Source organism: Acinetobacter sp. TY2 (assembly GCF_046269225.1).
GTDB lineage: Bacteria > Pseudomonadota > Gammaproteobacteria > Pseudomonadales > Moraxellaceae > Acinetobacter.
Genome location: NZ_JBJZOR010000018.1, coordinates 46,607 through 63,069 on the forward strand (window position 1 = coordinate 46,607; position 16,463 = coordinate 63,069).

General features: G+C 38.2%; 14 protein-coding genes. 6 read left to right on the forward strand and 8 right to left on the reverse strand.

Going from position 1 to position 16,463, the window contains the following annotated elements:
- Nucleotides 1-14 precede the first annotated feature (14 nt).
- The 4 genes from ACK1JC_RS11990 (at nucleotide 15) to ACK1JC_RS12005 (ending at nucleotide 3,021) form a co-directional block, all read left to right on the forward strand.
- Nucleotides 15-533 carry a hypothetical protein gene (locus ACK1JC_RS11990; RefSeq protein ID WP_409512101.1) on the forward strand — a complete coding sequence of 173 codons (519 nt, stop codon included), beginning with the start codon at nucleotides 15-17 and terminating at the stop codon, nucleotides 531-533.
- Between the two features lie 60 nt (nucleotides 534-593).
- Nucleotides 594-1,910, forward strand: a complete 1,317-nt coding sequence (locus ACK1JC_RS11995) for a hypothetical protein (protein ID WP_409512102.1) — start codon at nucleotides 594-596, stop codon at nucleotides 1,908-1,910.
- A gap of 80 nt (nucleotides 1,911-1,990) precedes the next feature.
- The gene (gene adk / locus ACK1JC_RS12000) at nucleotides 1,991-2,644 is read left to right on the forward strand and encodes an adenylate kinase (RefSeq protein ID WP_409512103.1); all 654 of its coding nucleotides are present in this window, start codon (nucleotides 1,991-1,993) and stop codon (nucleotides 2,642-2,644) included.
- Nucleotides 2,645-2,748: 104 nt separating this feature from the next.
- The gene (locus ACK1JC_RS12005; protein ID WP_409512104.1) at nucleotides 2,749-3,021 is read left to right on the forward strand and encodes a hypothetical protein; all 273 of its coding nucleotides are present in this window, start codon (nucleotides 2,749-2,751) and stop codon (nucleotides 3,019-3,021) included.
- Between the two features lie 101 nt (nucleotides 3,022-3,122).
- Here ACK1JC_RS12005 and nth read toward each other — a convergent pair whose 3' ends face one another.
- Together nth and ACK1JC_RS12015 are read right to left on the reverse strand one after the other, a co-directional pair.
- The gene (gene nth, locus ACK1JC_RS12010) at nucleotides 3,123-3,830 is read right to left on the reverse strand and encodes an endonuclease III (RefSeq protein ID WP_409512105.1); all 708 of its coding nucleotides are present in this window, start codon (nucleotides 3,828-3,830) and stop codon (nucleotides 3,123-3,125) included.
- 1 nt (nucleotide 3,831) lies between these two features.
- On the reverse strand, nucleotides 3,832-4,626 hold the full coding sequence (locus ACK1JC_RS12015; protein ID WP_409512106.1) for an RnfABCDGE type electron transport complex subunit B: 795 nt from the start codon (nucleotides 4,624-4,626) through the stop codon (nucleotides 3,832-3,834).
- A 344-nt stretch (nucleotides 4,627-4,970) separates the two neighbouring features.
- Here ACK1JC_RS12015 and gdhA point away from each other — a divergent pair, with 344 nt between their 5' ends.
- Nucleotides 4,971-6,314: an NADP-specific glutamate dehydrogenase gene (gdhA, locus tag ACK1JC_RS12020; RefSeq protein ID WP_409512107.1), complete on the forward strand. Its 1,344-nt coding sequence runs from the start codon at nucleotides 4,971-4,973 to the stop codon at nucleotides 6,312-6,314.
- Between the two features lie 62 nt (nucleotides 6,315-6,376).
- On the opposite strand, the gene ACK1JC_RS12025 is transcribed toward gdhA, so the two are convergent.
- From ACK1JC_RS12025 to ACK1JC_RS12050, 6 genes are all read right to left on the reverse strand, one after another.
- A complete protein-coding gene (locus tag ACK1JC_RS12025; RefSeq protein WP_409512108.1) occupies nucleotides 6,377-7,144 on the reverse strand; it encodes a DUF4377 domain-containing protein in 768 nt (255 codons plus the stop codon).
- A gap of 156 nt (nucleotides 7,145-7,300) precedes the next feature.
- Nucleotides 7,301-8,077 (reverse strand): dioxygenase, encoded by a 777-nt coding sequence (locus tag ACK1JC_RS12030; protein ID WP_409512109.1) that lies wholly within the window; start codon nucleotides 8,075-8,077, stop codon nucleotides 7,301-7,303.
- 108 nt (nucleotides 8,078-8,185) lie between these two features.
- Complete coding sequence (gene rlmH / locus ACK1JC_RS12035) at nucleotides 8,186-8,668, reverse strand: 23S rRNA (pseudouridine(1915)-N(3))-methyltransferase RlmH (protein WP_409512110.1); 483 nt, start codon at nucleotides 8,666-8,668, stop codon at nucleotides 8,186-8,188.
- Nucleotides 8,669-9,212: 544 nt separating this feature from the next.
- Complete coding sequence (gene lon, locus ACK1JC_RS12040; protein WP_409512111.1) at nucleotides 9,213-11,642, reverse strand: endopeptidase La; 2,430 nt, start codon at nucleotides 11,640-11,642, stop codon at nucleotides 9,213-9,215.
- Between the two features lie 126 nt (nucleotides 11,643-11,768).
- Complete coding sequence (locus tag ACK1JC_RS12045; protein ID WP_409512112.1) at nucleotides 11,769-12,374, reverse strand: 5-formyltetrahydrofolate cyclo-ligase; 606 nt, start codon at nucleotides 12,372-12,374, stop codon at nucleotides 11,769-11,771.
- Between the two features lie 342 nt (nucleotides 12,375-12,716).
- Nucleotides 12,717-13,136, reverse strand: a complete 420-nt coding sequence (locus tag ACK1JC_RS12050; protein ID WP_409512113.1) for a hypothetical protein — start codon at nucleotides 13,134-13,136, stop codon at nucleotides 12,717-12,719.
- A gap of 155 nt (nucleotides 13,137-13,291) precedes the next feature.
- Here ACK1JC_RS12050 and ACK1JC_RS12055 point away from each other — a divergent pair.
- Nucleotides 13,292-16,463 (forward strand): Ig-like domain-containing protein (locus tag ACK1JC_RS12055; protein ID WP_409512114.1); only part of this gene is annotated, 3,172 nt, incomplete at its 3' end.

The following is a 16,463-nucleotide window of genomic DNA, read 5'->3' on the forward strand; positions in this document are numbered from 1 at the left end:
CTATGGAGAAAATAATGAAAAAAATCGTTCCCTTACTCATGTTAATGACAGTAGGAAGTTTGACACATGCGGAGTTTAAGGATTACTTACCTGAACCTAAATTAAAGTCTGAAGGGTATTCTACTTGGAATGCGGGTGCAGGCATGACCATGAAACTTGCCCATCTGAATGGCGAATGGGTCAATCCGTATGGTATTGGGTATGCCAAAGTGGGTGCGTTTATCAATGGTGACCATGAAGTGGGTACACAATTTGGTTTTCGTATGCCTGTAGTAATGACAGGTACAGATTTAAACGGCTATTATCTTGGTGTTTATGCTGGGCATTTGAAGAGTAAGAAAGTCAATGCAAACCGTGATGATACACAGGTTGGTGGTGGCGTTGATCTTTCCTATGTATTATTGAGTAAAGAACGAATCAGTACATTTAGTGTAGGTATTGGTGTGGGAGATGAGTCGAAAAATGGTGATGATATTGTTTTTGAAACTAAGCCACAGATTCAGTTTGCTTATACTTTAAGTGTTGGTTTTTAAATCAGTTCAATGTTTTTAAAATTATTCGACCACACATAGAAATAAATACGAGATGCTTGAATGTTTGAATATGTCATTGATTTGTGGCAAGGCTTTTTTAATCGACCTGATCATTTAGCAATACTGAGTATTGTTCCTGTGACAGCATTTGTGACTTGGGCACACGTGTGGATGGCACTGAAAATGGTGTTCTATCCGATTAAATTTTGGGGTTTTCATCTTGGGCCATTGCCTGTGGGGTGGCAGGGAATTGTCCCCCGAAAAGCAGGACGAATTTCGGGCATCATCACCGATAACACACTGTCCAAACTTGGTTCGCTCAATGAGTTTCTAAATGCCATGGAACCCGATGACATGGCGCGGATCATTGGCGAGCAAGTGGGACGTGATTTAGAGCATTTGATTGATGAGGTAATGATTGATCGTAATGCAGTATTGTGGGAAAACTTACCGTATTCACTGAAACGTAGAATTTACGCACAAGCACAGAATCAGATGCCTGAAATTCTGAAAGGATTAGTGACTGAACTGACCATGAACGTCGAGTCACTTGTTGACATGAAAGAAATGATTGTCCGCCAGATGGAAGGCGATCGCAAACTCATGGTACGTATGTTTCTGAAAGTCGGGCAAAAGGAAATTAACTTTATTTGGCATATTAGTGCCTTGATTGGTATTTTCTTCGGTATTATTCAAATGTTTGTTTATGTATTTGTACCACAGCATTGGACAGTACCATTTTTTGCCGCAATTTGGGGTTTCTTGACGAACTGGATTGCAATTTGGATGGTCTTTAATCCTGTAGAACCACACTACATACGCTATCCACAGTTCTTTGAACTTAAAAAAGATCGTAAATTCCCTTGGATTAAACCTGTTATTCCTCGTATTGGTACGTATAATATTCAAGGCGCGTTTATGAAGCGTCAGGAAGAAGTTTCCGACGTTTTTGCGAGTGTTGTGACGGAAGATTTAATTACGTTAAAATCAATCATGACTGAAATGATGTATGGAACACGTAAAGATAAGACCCGTCGAATCATTAAACGACATGTTAATGTAATTATGGAAACACCGCTGATTCGTACTGCATTACAGTTGTCAATAGGACCAAGTGAGTATGCTAAACTCAAGACGGACTTGATTGATCGTTCTATAGAAATTACCATGGTACCTGTAAGCGACCCAGCTTTTAATGCGAGCCGTGCACAGAAAATCTTTAAAATGTTTCGAGATCGAATTAGTGAGTTAACCCCGAAAGAGTTTCAAAATTTATTACGTCCTGCATTTCAGGAAGACGAATGGATTTTGATTGTACTAGGTGGTGTCACTGGATTTATTGCTGGATTAATACATTTATTTTTGGTTTTCATATAATTAGATGCTTGAATGTTACCGATAACTTATTGGTAGGTTGAAAGTGTCATACACTTTGTTTTACATGAGGATGTTTTTTTATGCGCATTATTTTACTCGGACCACCTGGAGCTGGCAAAGGCACTCAGGCTCAGTTGATCTGTAAGCGCTACAATGTCCCACAAATTTCAACCGGTGATATGCTCCGTGCTGCAATTCGTGAAGGTACTGAACTCGGTCTTAAAGCTAAAAGTGTCATGGAGTCTGGCGGTTTAGTGTCTGATGAGTTGATCATTGGTTTAGTGAAAGAGCGTATTGCGCAGCCTGATTGCGTAAATGGTTGCATTTTCGATGGTTTCCCACGTACGATTCCGCAAGCTGAAGCACTTGAAAAAGAAGGCATTAGCATTGACCACGTGATTGAAATTGATGTACCTGATGAAGAAATTGTAAAACGTTTATCGGGTCGTCGTCAGCATGCTGCATCGGGTCGTATTTATCATACAATTTACAATCCACCGAAAGTGGAAGGTAAAGACGATGAGACAGGCGAAGATTTAGTTCAACGTCCTGATGATTTAGAAGAAACAATTCGTAAGCGCTTAGGTTCATATCATACTGAAACTGAGCAATTGGTTGGTTTCTACCAAAGTCGTGCGGCTTCAGGTGAAAATGCACCGACTTATGACAAATTGAATGGTCTTCGTGCCATTGATGAAGTTCAAGCAGAACTATTTAATATTTTAGACAAATAATTCCAAAATTAGATGACTTTTAGCCCTGAGGGTTAATTTACAGCCAGACTTTTTGGAAATTTTGACTTTAAAAGAGACCTGATTCATATTAGGTCTCTTTTTTTATGTTGGAATATATAGCACCAATGAAAATCGCATTAATTGCCCTCGTCATTTTAAGTGTTATCGTTATTTTGGGACTGATTGTTTTTAGTTTTAAATTGCTACGTAAAACGCAAAAAGAAGAAATCGCACAGCGCCGTGAAATTCGTAAAAATGCACAGTATCAGGTACATCCTAGTGTGGCGAAAGAACATGAACGTATGGCGACGTTGAAAAAAGAATTGGTTGAAAAAGAACGATTAGAGCAACAACAAAAAGATAATAAGCAAAAATAACCATTCAGAATCAAAAAATGATGCTAAATTTCAGCATCATTTTTAACAAAAGAGAGATATTTTTGAACGCAATGTTCATAAAATATAGATCATTTCTTGGCTTAGGGATTTACTGCATCTTCAATTGTCTTTGTAAGGATCGCTTTATTTCGTGGTGCACCGAACTCAAAACGATCAGGCCAATGGCAGACATCAGATACGATGCATTCTGCACATTTCGGTTTGCGAGCAATACAGGTATATCGTCCGTGTAAAATCAGCCAATGATGTGAGTCGAGTATAAATTCTTTTGGAATGACTTTGATGAGACGCTGTTCAACTTCAAGTACATTTTTACCAACAGCGAGCCCTGTACGATTACCCAAACGGAAAATATGCGTATCAACGGCCATCGTTGGTTGACCAAAGGCGGTATTAAGTACCACATTTGCTGTTTTACGCCCAACTCCTGGTAAAGCCTCAAGATCAGCACGGTTTTGTGGTACTTGACTACCATGCAACTCTATCAGCATTTTACAGGCTTTAATTACATTTTCGGCTTTGGAATTATACAAACCAATGGTTTTGATATATTCCTTTAAACCATCGACACCCAATGCATAAATGGCTTCAGGCGTATTGGCAACAGGAAAGAGTTTATCTGTAGCTTTATTGACACTGACATCGGTGGCTTGTGCAGACAATGTAACCGCAACCAATAATTCAAATGGATTGGAAAAATTGAGCTCAGTTTCTGGGTGTGGGCGTTGTTCACGTAAACGTTCAAAAAAGATTTGAATCTCTTTTCGCGTCATATTTTTAACGCTCATTTCATACTCCTTGTAACTGACTCAATTGTGTGTTGAGTGATTCAAGTAATTCTTGCTTTTTTGCATCGGGGCGGACGCTAAGTTGTTTTTCAAGTTTTTTAATTTGCGTACGAATTTTTGCCAATTCAATCGTGGTTTTTGCATCGATAGATGGTGGTATTTCATTTGATTTTTCAATGATTTGAATTTCAGGCAGTTGGTCTGTTTGTGCAGAAAATTGTGCAAATAATTCGGTATCAATTTCAGCACGAACGACAGGGCCTTTACGGTGAATGCGACGTTTTTCCTCACGTTGGATATGCGCATAGTAACGTTCACGTAAATCGGTTTGTTCAGCAATGCGTTGAGATTCTTGCGGTAAATCCTGTAAATCTTCAATTAGATCAATACAGTCGACAGGGCAGGGTGGAATGCATAGCTCACAACCCGTACATAAATCCGTGAGAATGGTATGCATCAATTTACCTGCGCCAATGATCGCATCGACAGGGCAAGCACTAATACACTTGGTACAACCAATACATTCATCTTCACGAATGACCGCTTTCATACGCTGTGGACGACCATCTCTTTGTATAGCCCAAACACTTTCTTCTGCTTGTAATTTTGGACGGCTCAATAATTCTGCTAATGCATCGGCAACAGGTTGACCACCGGGTACACATTTGTTGGCATCTTCACCTTCAGTGATAGATTTGGCATAAGGAAGGCATCCATCACGATGACCACATAGACCACATTGGGTCTGAGGCAGTAAAGCATCAATAGATTGAATGAGAGAGATTTGCAGATTCATGTATAGCCACAACAGCTCAATTTGAGCCTTAAATTGAAAAATAACATCATTGAATTGTGAATTTTAGCATGAAAATCAGGATTTGCGGTGTGCACAATTTGAGCGCACAAGTCGCCTCTTTTTATGGCATGAATTTTCTTTAAGTCTTGATATAGATCAATTTTTAGGATTGCCTAATTATGTTTTATAATAAAGATAACTATTTGTTATTAAATTAATTTTAAAGAATTTGAAAATAACTATTGCCGATTGGTTACAAAAGATATTACATTGTTTGCGCCAAAATACATCATCGATTGAAATTTTGACCGATTTTGATCCACCAAACTGCTGAGGATTAAGCGTTGAAATATAACAGCCTTAACGACTTCCTAAACTACGTTAAAACACGTGATTCACATCAACCAGAATTTCTACAAGCTGTAGAAGAAGTGATGACGAGCTTATGGCCGTTCATTGCAAAAAACCCGCAATATGCTGAACACGGGTTACTTGAGCGTCTTGTTGAACCTGAACGTGCAATTCAATTCCGTGTTTCATGGGTTGATGACAAAGGTCAAACGCATGTGAACCGTGCGTTCCGTGTACAATACAATTCGGCTATTGGTCCATTTAAAGGTGGAATGCGTTTCCATCCATCAGTGAACCTTTCAATTCTTAAATTCTTAGGTTTTGAACAAACATTTAAAAATGCTTTAACCACACTGCCAATGGGTGGCGGTAAAGGCGGTTCAGATTTTGATCCTAAAGGTAAATCTGAAGGCGAAATCATGCGTTTCTGCCAAGCTTTAATGATCGAGTTATATCGTCATTTGGGATCGAATACTGATATTCCTGCGGGCGATATTGGTGTTGGTGGTCGTGAAGTTGGCTATATGGCCGGTATGATGAAGAAATTAAGCAACGATACTGCGTGTGTATTCACAGGTAAAGGCTTAACTTTCGGTGGGTCATTGGCTCGCCCAGAAGCGACAGGTTACGGTACTGTGTATTTCGCTGAGGAAATGCTTAAGGCTCGTGGCGAAAGCTTCCAAGATAAAGTTGTAACCATTTCAGGTTCGGGTAATGTTGCACAGTATGCTGCTGAAAAAGCAATGTACTTAGGTGCAAAAGTTGTTTCTTTATCTGACTCTGCGGGTACGGTTTACGTTAAAAATGGTTTTACCACTGAGCTTTTATGTGAAGTGATGGAACTTAAAAATGTGAAGCGCGGTCGTATTTCAGAATTCGCGTCTAAACATGGTTTTGAATACCTTGAAGGTAAATGCCCTTGGGGAATCAAATGTGACATCGCGTTGCCATGTGCAACTCAAAATGAGTTAAATGGTGATGATGCTGTAACACTTATTGCAAATGGCGTTATTTGTGTAGCTGAAGGTGCAAACATGCCTTCTACACTTGATGCTGTTGAAAAATTTGTTGAAGCGAAAATTCTTTATGCACCAGGTAAAGCGTCGAATGCTGGTGGCGTAGCAACATCAGGTCTTGAAATGTCTCAAAATGCAATCCGTTTGGGTTGGACATTTGAAGAAGTTGATGAACGTCTTCATGCAATCATGAAAGAAATTCACCGCAACTGCGTGAAATACGGTACAGAAGAAGATGGTACTGTAAACTACGTAAACGGTGCGAACATTGCAGGCTTCGTAAAAGTTGCTGATGCAATGCTTGCTCAAGGTGTATTTTAAGTTTTAACTTAGAATCACTAAAAAAACCGATGCAAATGCATCGGTTTTTTTATGCTTAAATTTTATTTTACAGTTGCATTCATTACAGTCATATCAAATACATAAGCATATTTAGATTGATCAGCAGCAGGGTTTTTAATTTCATAACGTTTTACACGGATAATTTTATGTGCTTTTGGATCGTGCTCAAAACCTTCAATGTGGTTATAAAATAACGTCCAATCTTTATCTTGATAGGTTTTTACACCATTTTCAGCATATTTGATTTCTTTGACTTGTAAGCATGTTTGTGGAGCAACGCCAGTACATTGTTTTGTTTCAGGTGAAATTTCAAGGAAAATCGTTTCGCCTTCACTTTGATATTTTGTTTCAGGTGTCATTGTTCCTGTAAATTCAACCTTCTCACCATTTGTTGTAACAATGGTCAGTTTAGGTTGATCAGGATTACTCATATCTAAAGTAAACGGAGCTTTACGGTTACTAAATAAGTTTGCTGCAACACCTTCTTGTGCCATTGCATTTGCTTCACATGCCATTTGTGTTGCCGCTAAATTACCTGAAACAATCTGATTATTTTCTACTTTCCAACCACCCATTAGATTATTACAGCTGGTTGAAATGGCTAAACGACCTTGAGCATCAAAATTTAAAACTAAAGGTTTAGGCGCATTTGCAGTATTTGCGCTCCATTGATATGCAGTTAATGTTTTATTTACATTTTGTTGTTCTACAACGCTCACTGTTGAATCTCCAGTTTTTTGAATGCCATTTGACTGACAAGCGGCAAGAGCAAGAGGGAAAAGGGCAATTGCTAAATATTTTAATTTCATGGGATAAACAGTTCATGCTATGGATAACATTTTGAAGGATAACGTATTTATTTAAAAAAAAATGGATACATATGCGCTTTTTGGGTAGCAAAATGTATCCATTTATAATTTTTTGTTACTATATTGATATATTTTATCTATAAATGGATATGTGTATTAATCAAAGCGATAAATATCCATACCAAGTGAACCCATACTAAAACTACTATGTACAATACTAAAACGATGACCTGTACCCATAGCAAAAAATAGTGGTGTGAAATGTTCTAAAGTTGGATGATTACGTTCGATAAAAGGCAAATTCTTCCAATCGAGCACAGCATCAAAATCTTGATGATGGAGCTTACTCACTACGGTATTACGGAAAGTTGATGCCCATTCAGGCACATTGGCATTTTCACCTTGCCAAGAAAGTTCACGTAAATTATGCGTAATACTGCCTGAACCCATCAATAAAATTTGCTTTTCACGTAATACTGCTAAAGTTTGTCCAATCTTATAAATTTCTTTTGCAGAAATATTCATAGGTAGTGAAATTTCTACCACAGGTATATCCGCTTGAGGATACATGTGCAACAAAGGCATCCATACGCCATGATCACGTGGGCGAGTACTATTAGCATGGGCAGAAATATGTGCTTCAGAGAATAGATGCAAAATTTCTTCAGCAAGTTGCGGGTCGCCCGGTGCAGGGTAGCGTATTTCATAGAGTTCAGGTGGAAACCCACGAAAATCATGCCATGTTTCAGGGCGTACACCTGTACTTACTTCTAAAGCATTACTTTCCCAATGTGCTGACATCACTACAATTGCTTGAGGTTGTGGCAAATTTAGACCAAGTCGGTTTAAAGCAGGGCCGACTTGTTCAGGATTAAGCGCAAGCATGGGTGAGCCATGAGAAATAAATAAGCCGGGCAAGGTTTGTAGTTTCATACTGCGCTGTTTATCCCATTGTAAAAAGTGATCTTGAATGTCGAACGTTTTTCAGTAACTTCAACATACTGTTTTCGAAATGAAGTAACTCTTATCGTGCCTCAAATTTTATCCTGCGCGGTGGTAAGGATGATTATTGTTGATGCTCATTGCACGATACAGTTGTTCAATGAGCATCACACGTACCATTGGATGTGGGAGGGTGAGTTTAGAGAGTGACCAATGCCAAGCCGCGGCTTTGCGAACGGCTTCTGAGTGACCATCAGGTCCACCAATCGCAAGAGCGATATCGTTACCTTCAAGCATCCAACTTTTCATGGTTTCAGCTAACTTTTCTGTACTGAACTCACGACCACCGACTTCAAGTGCAATGAGAACTTCATTTTGTTTGAGCTGTGCCAAAATGCTGTCACCTTCAATATTTCGGTATTTTAAAATATCGGCTTCTGAATCATTTTTTCCTCGCTTTGCCATAGCTAACTCAATCACTTGGGTTTGAACAAAAGGTTGAATACGTTTGAAGTAATCTTCAAAACCTGTAAGTACCCAAGCTGGCATTTTTTGACCAATGGTCAGAATACGAATTTTCATAGTACGCATTAAATAATGAGAGTTTAATGGTAAGTATAGCGTTATATGGATAATCGTTCAGGTTAAAATAAATATGCCTAAAATAGGCTGTATAGAAATAAGAGCAGAAAAATGATGAGATAAAAGAAGTAACATTGGGGACGAAAAGTGAGAAACATCATGTTGATATTGATGCGGCACAAAGAATTAATTCATTTAAAAAGGGATGTATTGACGAGGATTTTTATAAAGAAAAAGTATAGATAAAAAAATGCAGTCCATGAGGGGTAGTAGGACTGCATGCGGATTTCTATCTATCTGGAGATTTGATAGAAACCACTAAAAAGTAAGTTTTGGTCTTGAGTTAAATCATCATGAACCACAATTTCTTTATTTATATATGATGTCCATGTTGTATTTTTCAAGGGTAAAATGAGGTTTTGATCTTCATTTTTTTGGTTAACAATCTGATTTGAGCTTTTATTAGGTTGAAATGAAATATGGGGATAGTAAGTATAAAAAAGAGCGCCGTAGCGCTCTTTTTTATATGTAATTACTTGAGTAATTAATGACGAGCAGCTTTGCTTTCACCTGTTGTTTTCACAATTGGTGCTTTAACCAATGGCGTTGGTTGTTCAACTAAAGCAAGTGGCAGAATCTCATCGATACTTTTCACAGCTTTAATTTCCAAACCTTCTTTCACATTGTCAGGAATTTCAGCTAAATCACGGACATTTTCTTGTGGGATGAATACGAGTTTTACACCACCACGATGTGCAGCGAGTAGCTTCTCTTTCAAACCACCAATACGCATCGCACGACCGCCAAGGCTTGTTTCACCTGTCATTGCAATATCAGGGCGAATTGCGATGCCTGTGAACGCAGATACAAGTGCAGTCGTCAATGCTAAACCTGCAGATGGACCATCTTTCGGTGTAGCACCTTCAGGTAAATGGACGTGAACATCAGTTTCTTCAAAACGCGAAGCTTCAATGCCAAGCTCATCTGCACGAGTACGAACAACTGTCATAGCTGCGGTAATTGATTCTTTCATCACATCACCGAGTGAACCAGTAGTAATGAATTTACCTTTACCTTTGACTGCTGCAACTTCGATAGTAAGTAACTCACCACCAACAGATGTCCAAGCCAAACCATTAACACGACCGACTTGCGCTTCTTCTTCCGCCATACCAAAGTCAAACTTGTGTGGACCTAAATATTCTGGGAGATTAGCAGAGGTTACTTCAAGCTGAAGATTTTTAGACTTCTTGCTCACGGCTTCTTTCACGACTTTACGTGCAATTTTAGACACTTCACGCTCAAGGCTACGAACACCTGCTTCGCGGGTATAACGCTGTACGATGTCACGAATTGCTTCTTCGTGAACAGTCAATTCTTTAGCACGTAAACCATTGTTCTTAATTGCTTTTGGAACAAGGTAACGCTCTGCAATATTGACTTTTTCATCTTCGGTATAACCCGGTAGACGAATCACTTCCATACGGTCAAGCAACGCTTCAGGAATATTCATGCTGTTTGCAGTACAGATGAACATCACTTCTGAAAGGTCAAGATCAAGATCTAAATAGTGATCACTGAACTTATCATTTTGTGATGGATCAAGCACTTCAAGCAATGCAGAAGCTGGATCGCCACGATAGTCTTGTGCCATTTTGTCAATTTCATCGAGTAAGAATAAAGGATTCTTTACGCCTACTTTAGTCAATGATTGCACAATTTTACCTGGCATCGCACCAATATAAGTACGACGGTGACCACGAATTTCCGCTTCATCACGTACGCCACCGAGTGCCATACGAACGAATTCACGCCCCGTTGCTTTAGCAACTGATTCACCAAGTGACGTTTTACCAACACCTGGGGGACCGACTAAACAAAGAATTGGACCTTTGAGTTTTTTCACGCGTGACTGTACTGCGAGATATTCAACAATACGGTCTTTTACATCGTCTAAGCCATAATGATCAGTATCTAAAATTTCCTGAGCTTTTGCTAAGTTAATGCTGACTTTACTCGCTTTATTCCAAGGCGTATCTAAAATCGCTTCGATATAGTTGCGGACAACAGCAGCTTCACTTGATGCAGGTTGCATTGCTTTTAACTTACGGAATTCCGCTTCAGCTTTTTTACGCACATGTTCTGGTAGATCAGCTTCTGCTAAACGACGTTCAATTTCAGCAACATCATCTTCTGCACCGCCATTCATGTCAGAAAGTTCACGCTGAATAACCTTCATTTTTTCATTCAGGAAATATTCGCGCTGATTCTTTTCCATTTGACGTTTTACAGAGTCATGCAAAGTTTGTTCAACTTGTTGCTCTTCTGACTGCTGTAATAAATAGCTCATGAGTTCTTGTAAATGCTCTTCAAACTGATCATGTTCTAAGAACTTTTGCTTTACATCAATATTCAACGGTACACGTGTTGCAACGAAGAATAACAGTTGTAGAAGATCGTCAATTTTGTTTGCAGCCGCAATTAACTCACGTGCATTACGTAGTTTCGTTTCAGCATATTGTGCAAATAGAGCACGTAATTCTTCAACACGTAATACTTGAGTGTTTGAATCGACTGTTGCAACACTCATTGGGCTTAACGCATGTTCAGCCGATAAATATTCATCATTGTCGATGATTTCTACAAGCTTAGAACGGTGTAAGCCTTCAATTAGCACTTTAATACAGTTTTCATCATTTTCATGATTTACGACTTGGACGATCTTAGCGACAGTACCGTATTGATATAAATTGTCGTGATCAATTTCTTCTGTGAGAGAATCTTTTTGTGCAACTACAAATACGAGATTATCGCTGTTGCGAGCGATATCAACGGCATTGATCGATTTTTCACGACCGACAAAGAGTGCAATTTGCATATGTGGATAAACCACAACATCACGCAAAGCTAAAAGTGGTAATACACTCGGAACGTTTTGCTCAAGATTTTCTTGATTCATAATATTTTCTGACATGGGCACTCCTAGTGAGTAACAACATTGTTGCCATGAATTTTATAGTGATGGGTATTTTAAAAATTACAAGGGCCTTGCTCAATAAAAAATATAAAAAAGCGCAAGTATCTAAAATTTAGAAGGGCTTCAAAGCCTGAATAAACTTGAATGCCGACTAAAACGATAGACTTTTGATGGTGTAATCAACACATCTAAAGGTTGATCCCAAGCATTTCGCTGTAATGGTTCACTTAAAAGTTGAAAGTCATGGGCGATTCCTACTCTATAAGGGCGCTTGGGCGCAGTTGCAAGGGTACGGTCATAAAAACCTGCCCCCATACCCATACGGGTACCGAGTTGATCGCAAGCCAGCAAAGGTAAAATGAGAAAATCTAATGCGGAAACATGAAAACCACGGCTTTTCATCGGCTCTAACATGCCTAAACGATGCATCGCAAAACGCTTGCTTCGATATTGATGTTGAGTAATTTGAATCCAAACAAGTTTTAAACTCATATTGCAAATCATCGGTAGAAAAACGTTTTTACCCTGTTTAAAGCAGTACTCAATGAGCTTTTGGGTTTGAACTTCGCCAAATGCGTGTAAATAAATGCCGATTTTTTTTGCATGATAAAATTTTGGTTGTTGAATTATTTGATGCAGGATTTGCACTTCAATTTTTTTTTGCATGGTCGAGTTTAATGCACGACGTTTTTTTTTGAGGAGAGTTCTAAGTTCACGGTTTTGTTGCATAAGGCAGATAAAACAGTACAAGAGATGTGGAAAAGTATACATGGAATCAGTGAAATATATACATTTGAATCATTTCTATGAAACAAAATTTATACTACTTAAATAAATCCATTTTGATCTGGTAGAAAATAAACACATTTATTAAAAATTTAATATTATTAAAAAATATTAGGTTCTTTTTATTAATATATTTTTTATATTATGTAATAGAAAAATTGGATTTAATGGAGTTATTTTTTCAAAAAAATAGAATAAATTTAATCTATGTTTTATTCGTTTAATGTGATTTTTTGCACTAAATTCAACCCGAAATTTATCACGAATTTCGGGTTGAATTTTATACTATGATTTTTTGTTGATAATGAATGGTTTTCCATTTTCATCAATAGATAATACCAAAGTTACTAATGGTAACTTTTCGTCAATTTGTATTTTAGTGTGATTAGTAACGCAATTTTCTTTACAGTTTTTGACGGTCAATGTGTACTCATTTGGCTTTAAATAGTACGTTGTTGTGTTATGAATATAGAATTCACCAGCTTTAAAATCATCAATAAAAAACTTGATTGGGCAGTTTTGATCGTCTGCTTTATCACCATCACAAAGGCGTTCATCACGCTGTACTTGAACAGGTAGTGAATTTATCTCTTTGTCTATAAATAATAAATGGGTTGGTTTTTCGAAAGTAGCTTTATGTTGTATAGATGAACATGCACTTAGACCAAGAACAAGGCTTAAACAAAGTAGCGAACGTTTCAACATGAATTTATCCTGCGGTTAAAAGACTGTGTTGATTGAATAATAGTCAAAAAAATGATTGATTAATAGAATTAAAAACACTATGGATTTATTGTACAAAAAATATCGCTCTGTTAATATAGTTTACTGACTGTTACATTAGAAAATGGCTTTTTATTATGCAAAAAATTATTGTTATTGATAAGGCGACAATGGAGAAGGTGGAAATCGATTCTAATATAATTAAATTAGAAAAAGGATCGATTATTCAAACAAAAATTCTTCGTGAAGATGTTGCTGAAATTATTCAAGATGGTAATAATTTAATTATTAAAATGAAGGATGGTGAAATACTCGCTATTGAAAATTATTTTGTAGTGGATGCAGAAGGAAATAATACAGCACTCGTTTTTGAAGGGACTGAATGTGCTTTCTTATTGCTAGATTGGCAAAATGGTGTCGCAGGTTTTAAAGAGTTAGCAGGCTTAGAGGAATTACTACCGATTGCTGTAGGTGGTGGGAGTACTGCATCTAATTTACTGCCATGGATTGTCGGTGGTGCGCTCGTTGGTGGTACAGTGATTGCGGCAGATGGTTCAAATGGATCATCGAAAGATCAACCGAAAGTCCCAGAAGTACCAATTGCACCTGTCGTCACGATTAATCCCGTTGTTCCTGATAAGGATGGAACAACCACGATTACAGGTACAGTAAATAATCCAAATGCTGATGTGATTGTGACGCTTGATGGAAAAGAATATAAAGCTAAAGTTGATCCAACACCGAATGCGGATGGTACATATAATTGGACAGTGGATGTACCAACATCGGCATTGCCTCCACAAGGTGCAGAAGTTCCTGTAAAAGGAACAATCACTGATCCGAATACTGGTCTAGTTTCTCCTCCTGGGACAGATGAAGCACCCGTAATTTTGCCACCTAAAGCACCTGTGGTCACAATTGATCAAGTTGTACCAGACAAAGATGGAACAACCACGATTACAGGTACAGTAGATAATCCAAATGCTGATGTGAGCATTACCATTGGCGGGAAAGAATATCCTGTAAACGTTGATCCAACACCTAACGAAGATGGTACATATAATTGGACTATCGATGTACCCACAAATAAATTGCCCCCAATCGGGCAAGAAATTCCTGTCAAAGCGACTGTGACTGATCCAAATACAGGTTTAATTTCAGAGCCAGGTCAGGATGAAGCACCTGTTGTAGTTCCACCAAAAGCACCTTATGTCACGATTGATCCAATTGTTCCGAGTGAGGATGATACAACAACGATTACGGGTACAGTTGATGATCCAAATGCTGATGTGACAGTGACTGTAGGTGGGAAAGAATACCCTGTAAAAGTTGATCCAACACCTAATGATGATGGTACATATAATTGGATAGTTGATGTGCCAACAGCAGAATTACCTCCTGTAGGTCAAGAAGTTCCTGTTAAAGGGACTGTGACTGATCCACATACAGGTTTAGTTTCAGAACCAGGTACAGATGAAACACTGATTCCAAATACAGGTGTGATTCCTGCACCAAAAGTTGAAATTACGACAGATATTAATAATGATGGTGTAATCAATGGCACCGAGTTAGGTCAGGGTCCTGATGTATCAGTAAAAATTACTATTCCAAAAGAAGCCAAAGTTGGCGATACACTCACGATTATTATCAATGGTGGTGAACCTACAGATATTATTATTACCGATGATATGTTGAACAATGGTTATATTACGTCTGTTCCGCCACAAGCAAATGGCAAGGTTGATGTCGCTGCAACTATTACAGATCAAACAGGTAATACCTCAGGTAAAGGTGGTGATACAGCAGTTATTGATACAAAACCTCCAGCTGTTATAGTCATCATCAATGACGATGGCACTGTAACTTTTAAGTTTAATGAACCAGTTAAAAACTTTGATTTGTCAGATATTGTTATTTCCGGTGGTAAGCTCAGTAACCTTGTTGAAAATAAAGATGGTACATGGTTTGCTGACCTTACAGGAACGAAGCAAGGTATTACGGTTAATGTAGGTGTTAAAGATAAGAGCTATACAAACCTTGCGGGTAATGAAGGTTCATCTGGTACTGATAAAAAAGTAACCGTAAAAATTGATTCGATTATACCAGATGGCAATACAGCTATTATTTCAGGAACAACTGAGCCTGGTAATAAAGTCACAGTGACTTTACCTGATGGTTCAACACTTGTTTCTGAACCTGCTGATCTAGATGGTTATTGGACAGTGACCACAGATAAACCACTTGTCGATGGCAATACAGTTGACGCCGTGACCGATGATCAAGATGGCAAGCCAACTTCAGATGATGTTTTACTTCCATTTGTATCGATTGGTATTGTGGGCGGTGATGATATTATCAACGAAGGTGAGTTGGCAGAACTAACTGATTTTGATGGTAATATCACTATTACAGGCACTGTAAGCAATCCATCTGCATCAATGACCATTACATTTAACGGTAAGGTTTATTCAGGTGATCAAGTGACTGTTAATGCTGATGGTACATGGAGTATTAAGGTTCCTGCATCAGATGTTTTATCAAATAATGATATTAAAGCGCAAGGTAGTGTCGTTGGTGCAGATGGTACGCTAATTGAGTCAAATGTTGCTGAACGTCCAGTTGGTCAAGACTTAACACCACCAAACGTAGATGTAGAAATTACAGCTAAAGCTGAAATCATCATTCAGTTTGATCCTGACGTTGATCCGTCAACAATTGATCCAAAAGAATTTATCATAGTTGATAAAAACGGTAATCCTGTAAAAGTTGAACTTATACCATCAAAAGATGGTTTGACGTGGACGGGTAAAGTTCCATCAGGTGTGGATGGTGATATTAAAGTAACCGTTCCTGAAAATAGTTATAAAGATTATGCGGGTAACTTAGGCGGCCAAGGTACAGCAAATAAGGATGTTGATACGACCGCACCATCAGTTGAAGTCGATATTATTGCCAATGTAAAAGATGAAACCTCTGCGACAGCAACATTTACATTTAGTGAAGATATTGATCCAAGTACATTCTCATCGGCAGACTTGAATGTAACGGGTGGTCGCGTTGTTGGTGAGCCAAAACAAAATGCAGATGGTACTTGGACAGTTGAATTAAAAGTTGAACCAGCTCAAACAGTTAAAGTCGAAGTTAAAGATGATAGCTATACAGACCTTGATGGCAACAAAGGTTCAGGCAATGATGACAGCTTGATTACGATCAAAATCAATCAAGTTACACCAAGTACAGATGCAAACGGTAAACCAATAACCAACATTACAGGTCAAACAGAACCGGGCAATGAAGTTGTTGTGACTT

What these genes read in the sequence shown, in the direction of transcription:
- ACK1JC_RS11990 (WP_409512101.1), top strand. Translation starts at nt 15, where the DNA reads ATGAAAAAAATCGTTCCCTTACTCATGTTAATGACAGTAGGAAGTTTG.
- ACK1JC_RS11995 (WP_409512102.1), top strand. Translation starts at nt 594, where the DNA reads ATGTTTGAATATGTCATTGATTTGTGGCAAGGCTTTTTTAATCGACCT.
- adk (WP_409512103.1), top strand. Translation starts at nt 1,991, where the DNA reads ATGCGCATTATTTTACTCGGACCACCTGGAGCTGGCAAAGGCACTCAG.
- ACK1JC_RS12005 (WP_409512104.1), top strand. Translation starts at nt 2,749, where the DNA reads ATGTTGGAATATATAGCACCAATGAAAATCGCATTAATTGCCCTCGTC.
- nth (WP_409512105.1), bottom strand. Translation starts at nt 3,830, where the DNA reads ATGAGCGTTAAAAATATGACGCGAAAAGAGATTCAAATCTTTTTTGAA.
- ACK1JC_RS12015 (WP_409512106.1), bottom strand. Translation starts at nt 4,626, where the DNA reads ATGAATCTGCAAATCTCTCTCATTCAATCTATTGATGCTTTACTGCCT.
- ACK1JC_RS12025 (WP_409512108.1), bottom strand. Translation starts at nt 7,144, where the DNA reads ATGAAATTAAAATATTTAGCAATTGCCCTTTTCCCTCTTGCTCTTGCC.
- ACK1JC_RS12030 (WP_409512109.1), bottom strand. Translation starts at nt 8,077, where the DNA reads ATGAAACTACAAACCTTGCCCGGCTTATTTATTTCTCATGGCTCACCC.
- rlmH (WP_409512110.1), bottom strand. Translation starts at nt 8,668, where the DNA reads ATGAAAATTCGTATTCTGACCATTGGTCAAAAAATGCCAGCTTGGGTA.
- lon (WP_409512111.1), bottom strand. Translation starts at nt 11,642, where the DNA reads ATGTCAGAAAATATTATGAATCAAGAAAATCTTGAGCAAAACGTTCCG.
- ACK1JC_RS12045 (WP_409512112.1), bottom strand. Translation starts at nt 12,374, where the DNA reads ATGCAACAAAACCGTGAACTTAGAACTCTCCTCAAAAAAAAACGTCGT.
- ACK1JC_RS12050 (WP_409512113.1), bottom strand. Translation starts at nt 13,136, where the DNA reads ATGTTGAAACGTTCGCTACTTTGTTTAAGCCTTGTTCTTGGTCTAAGT.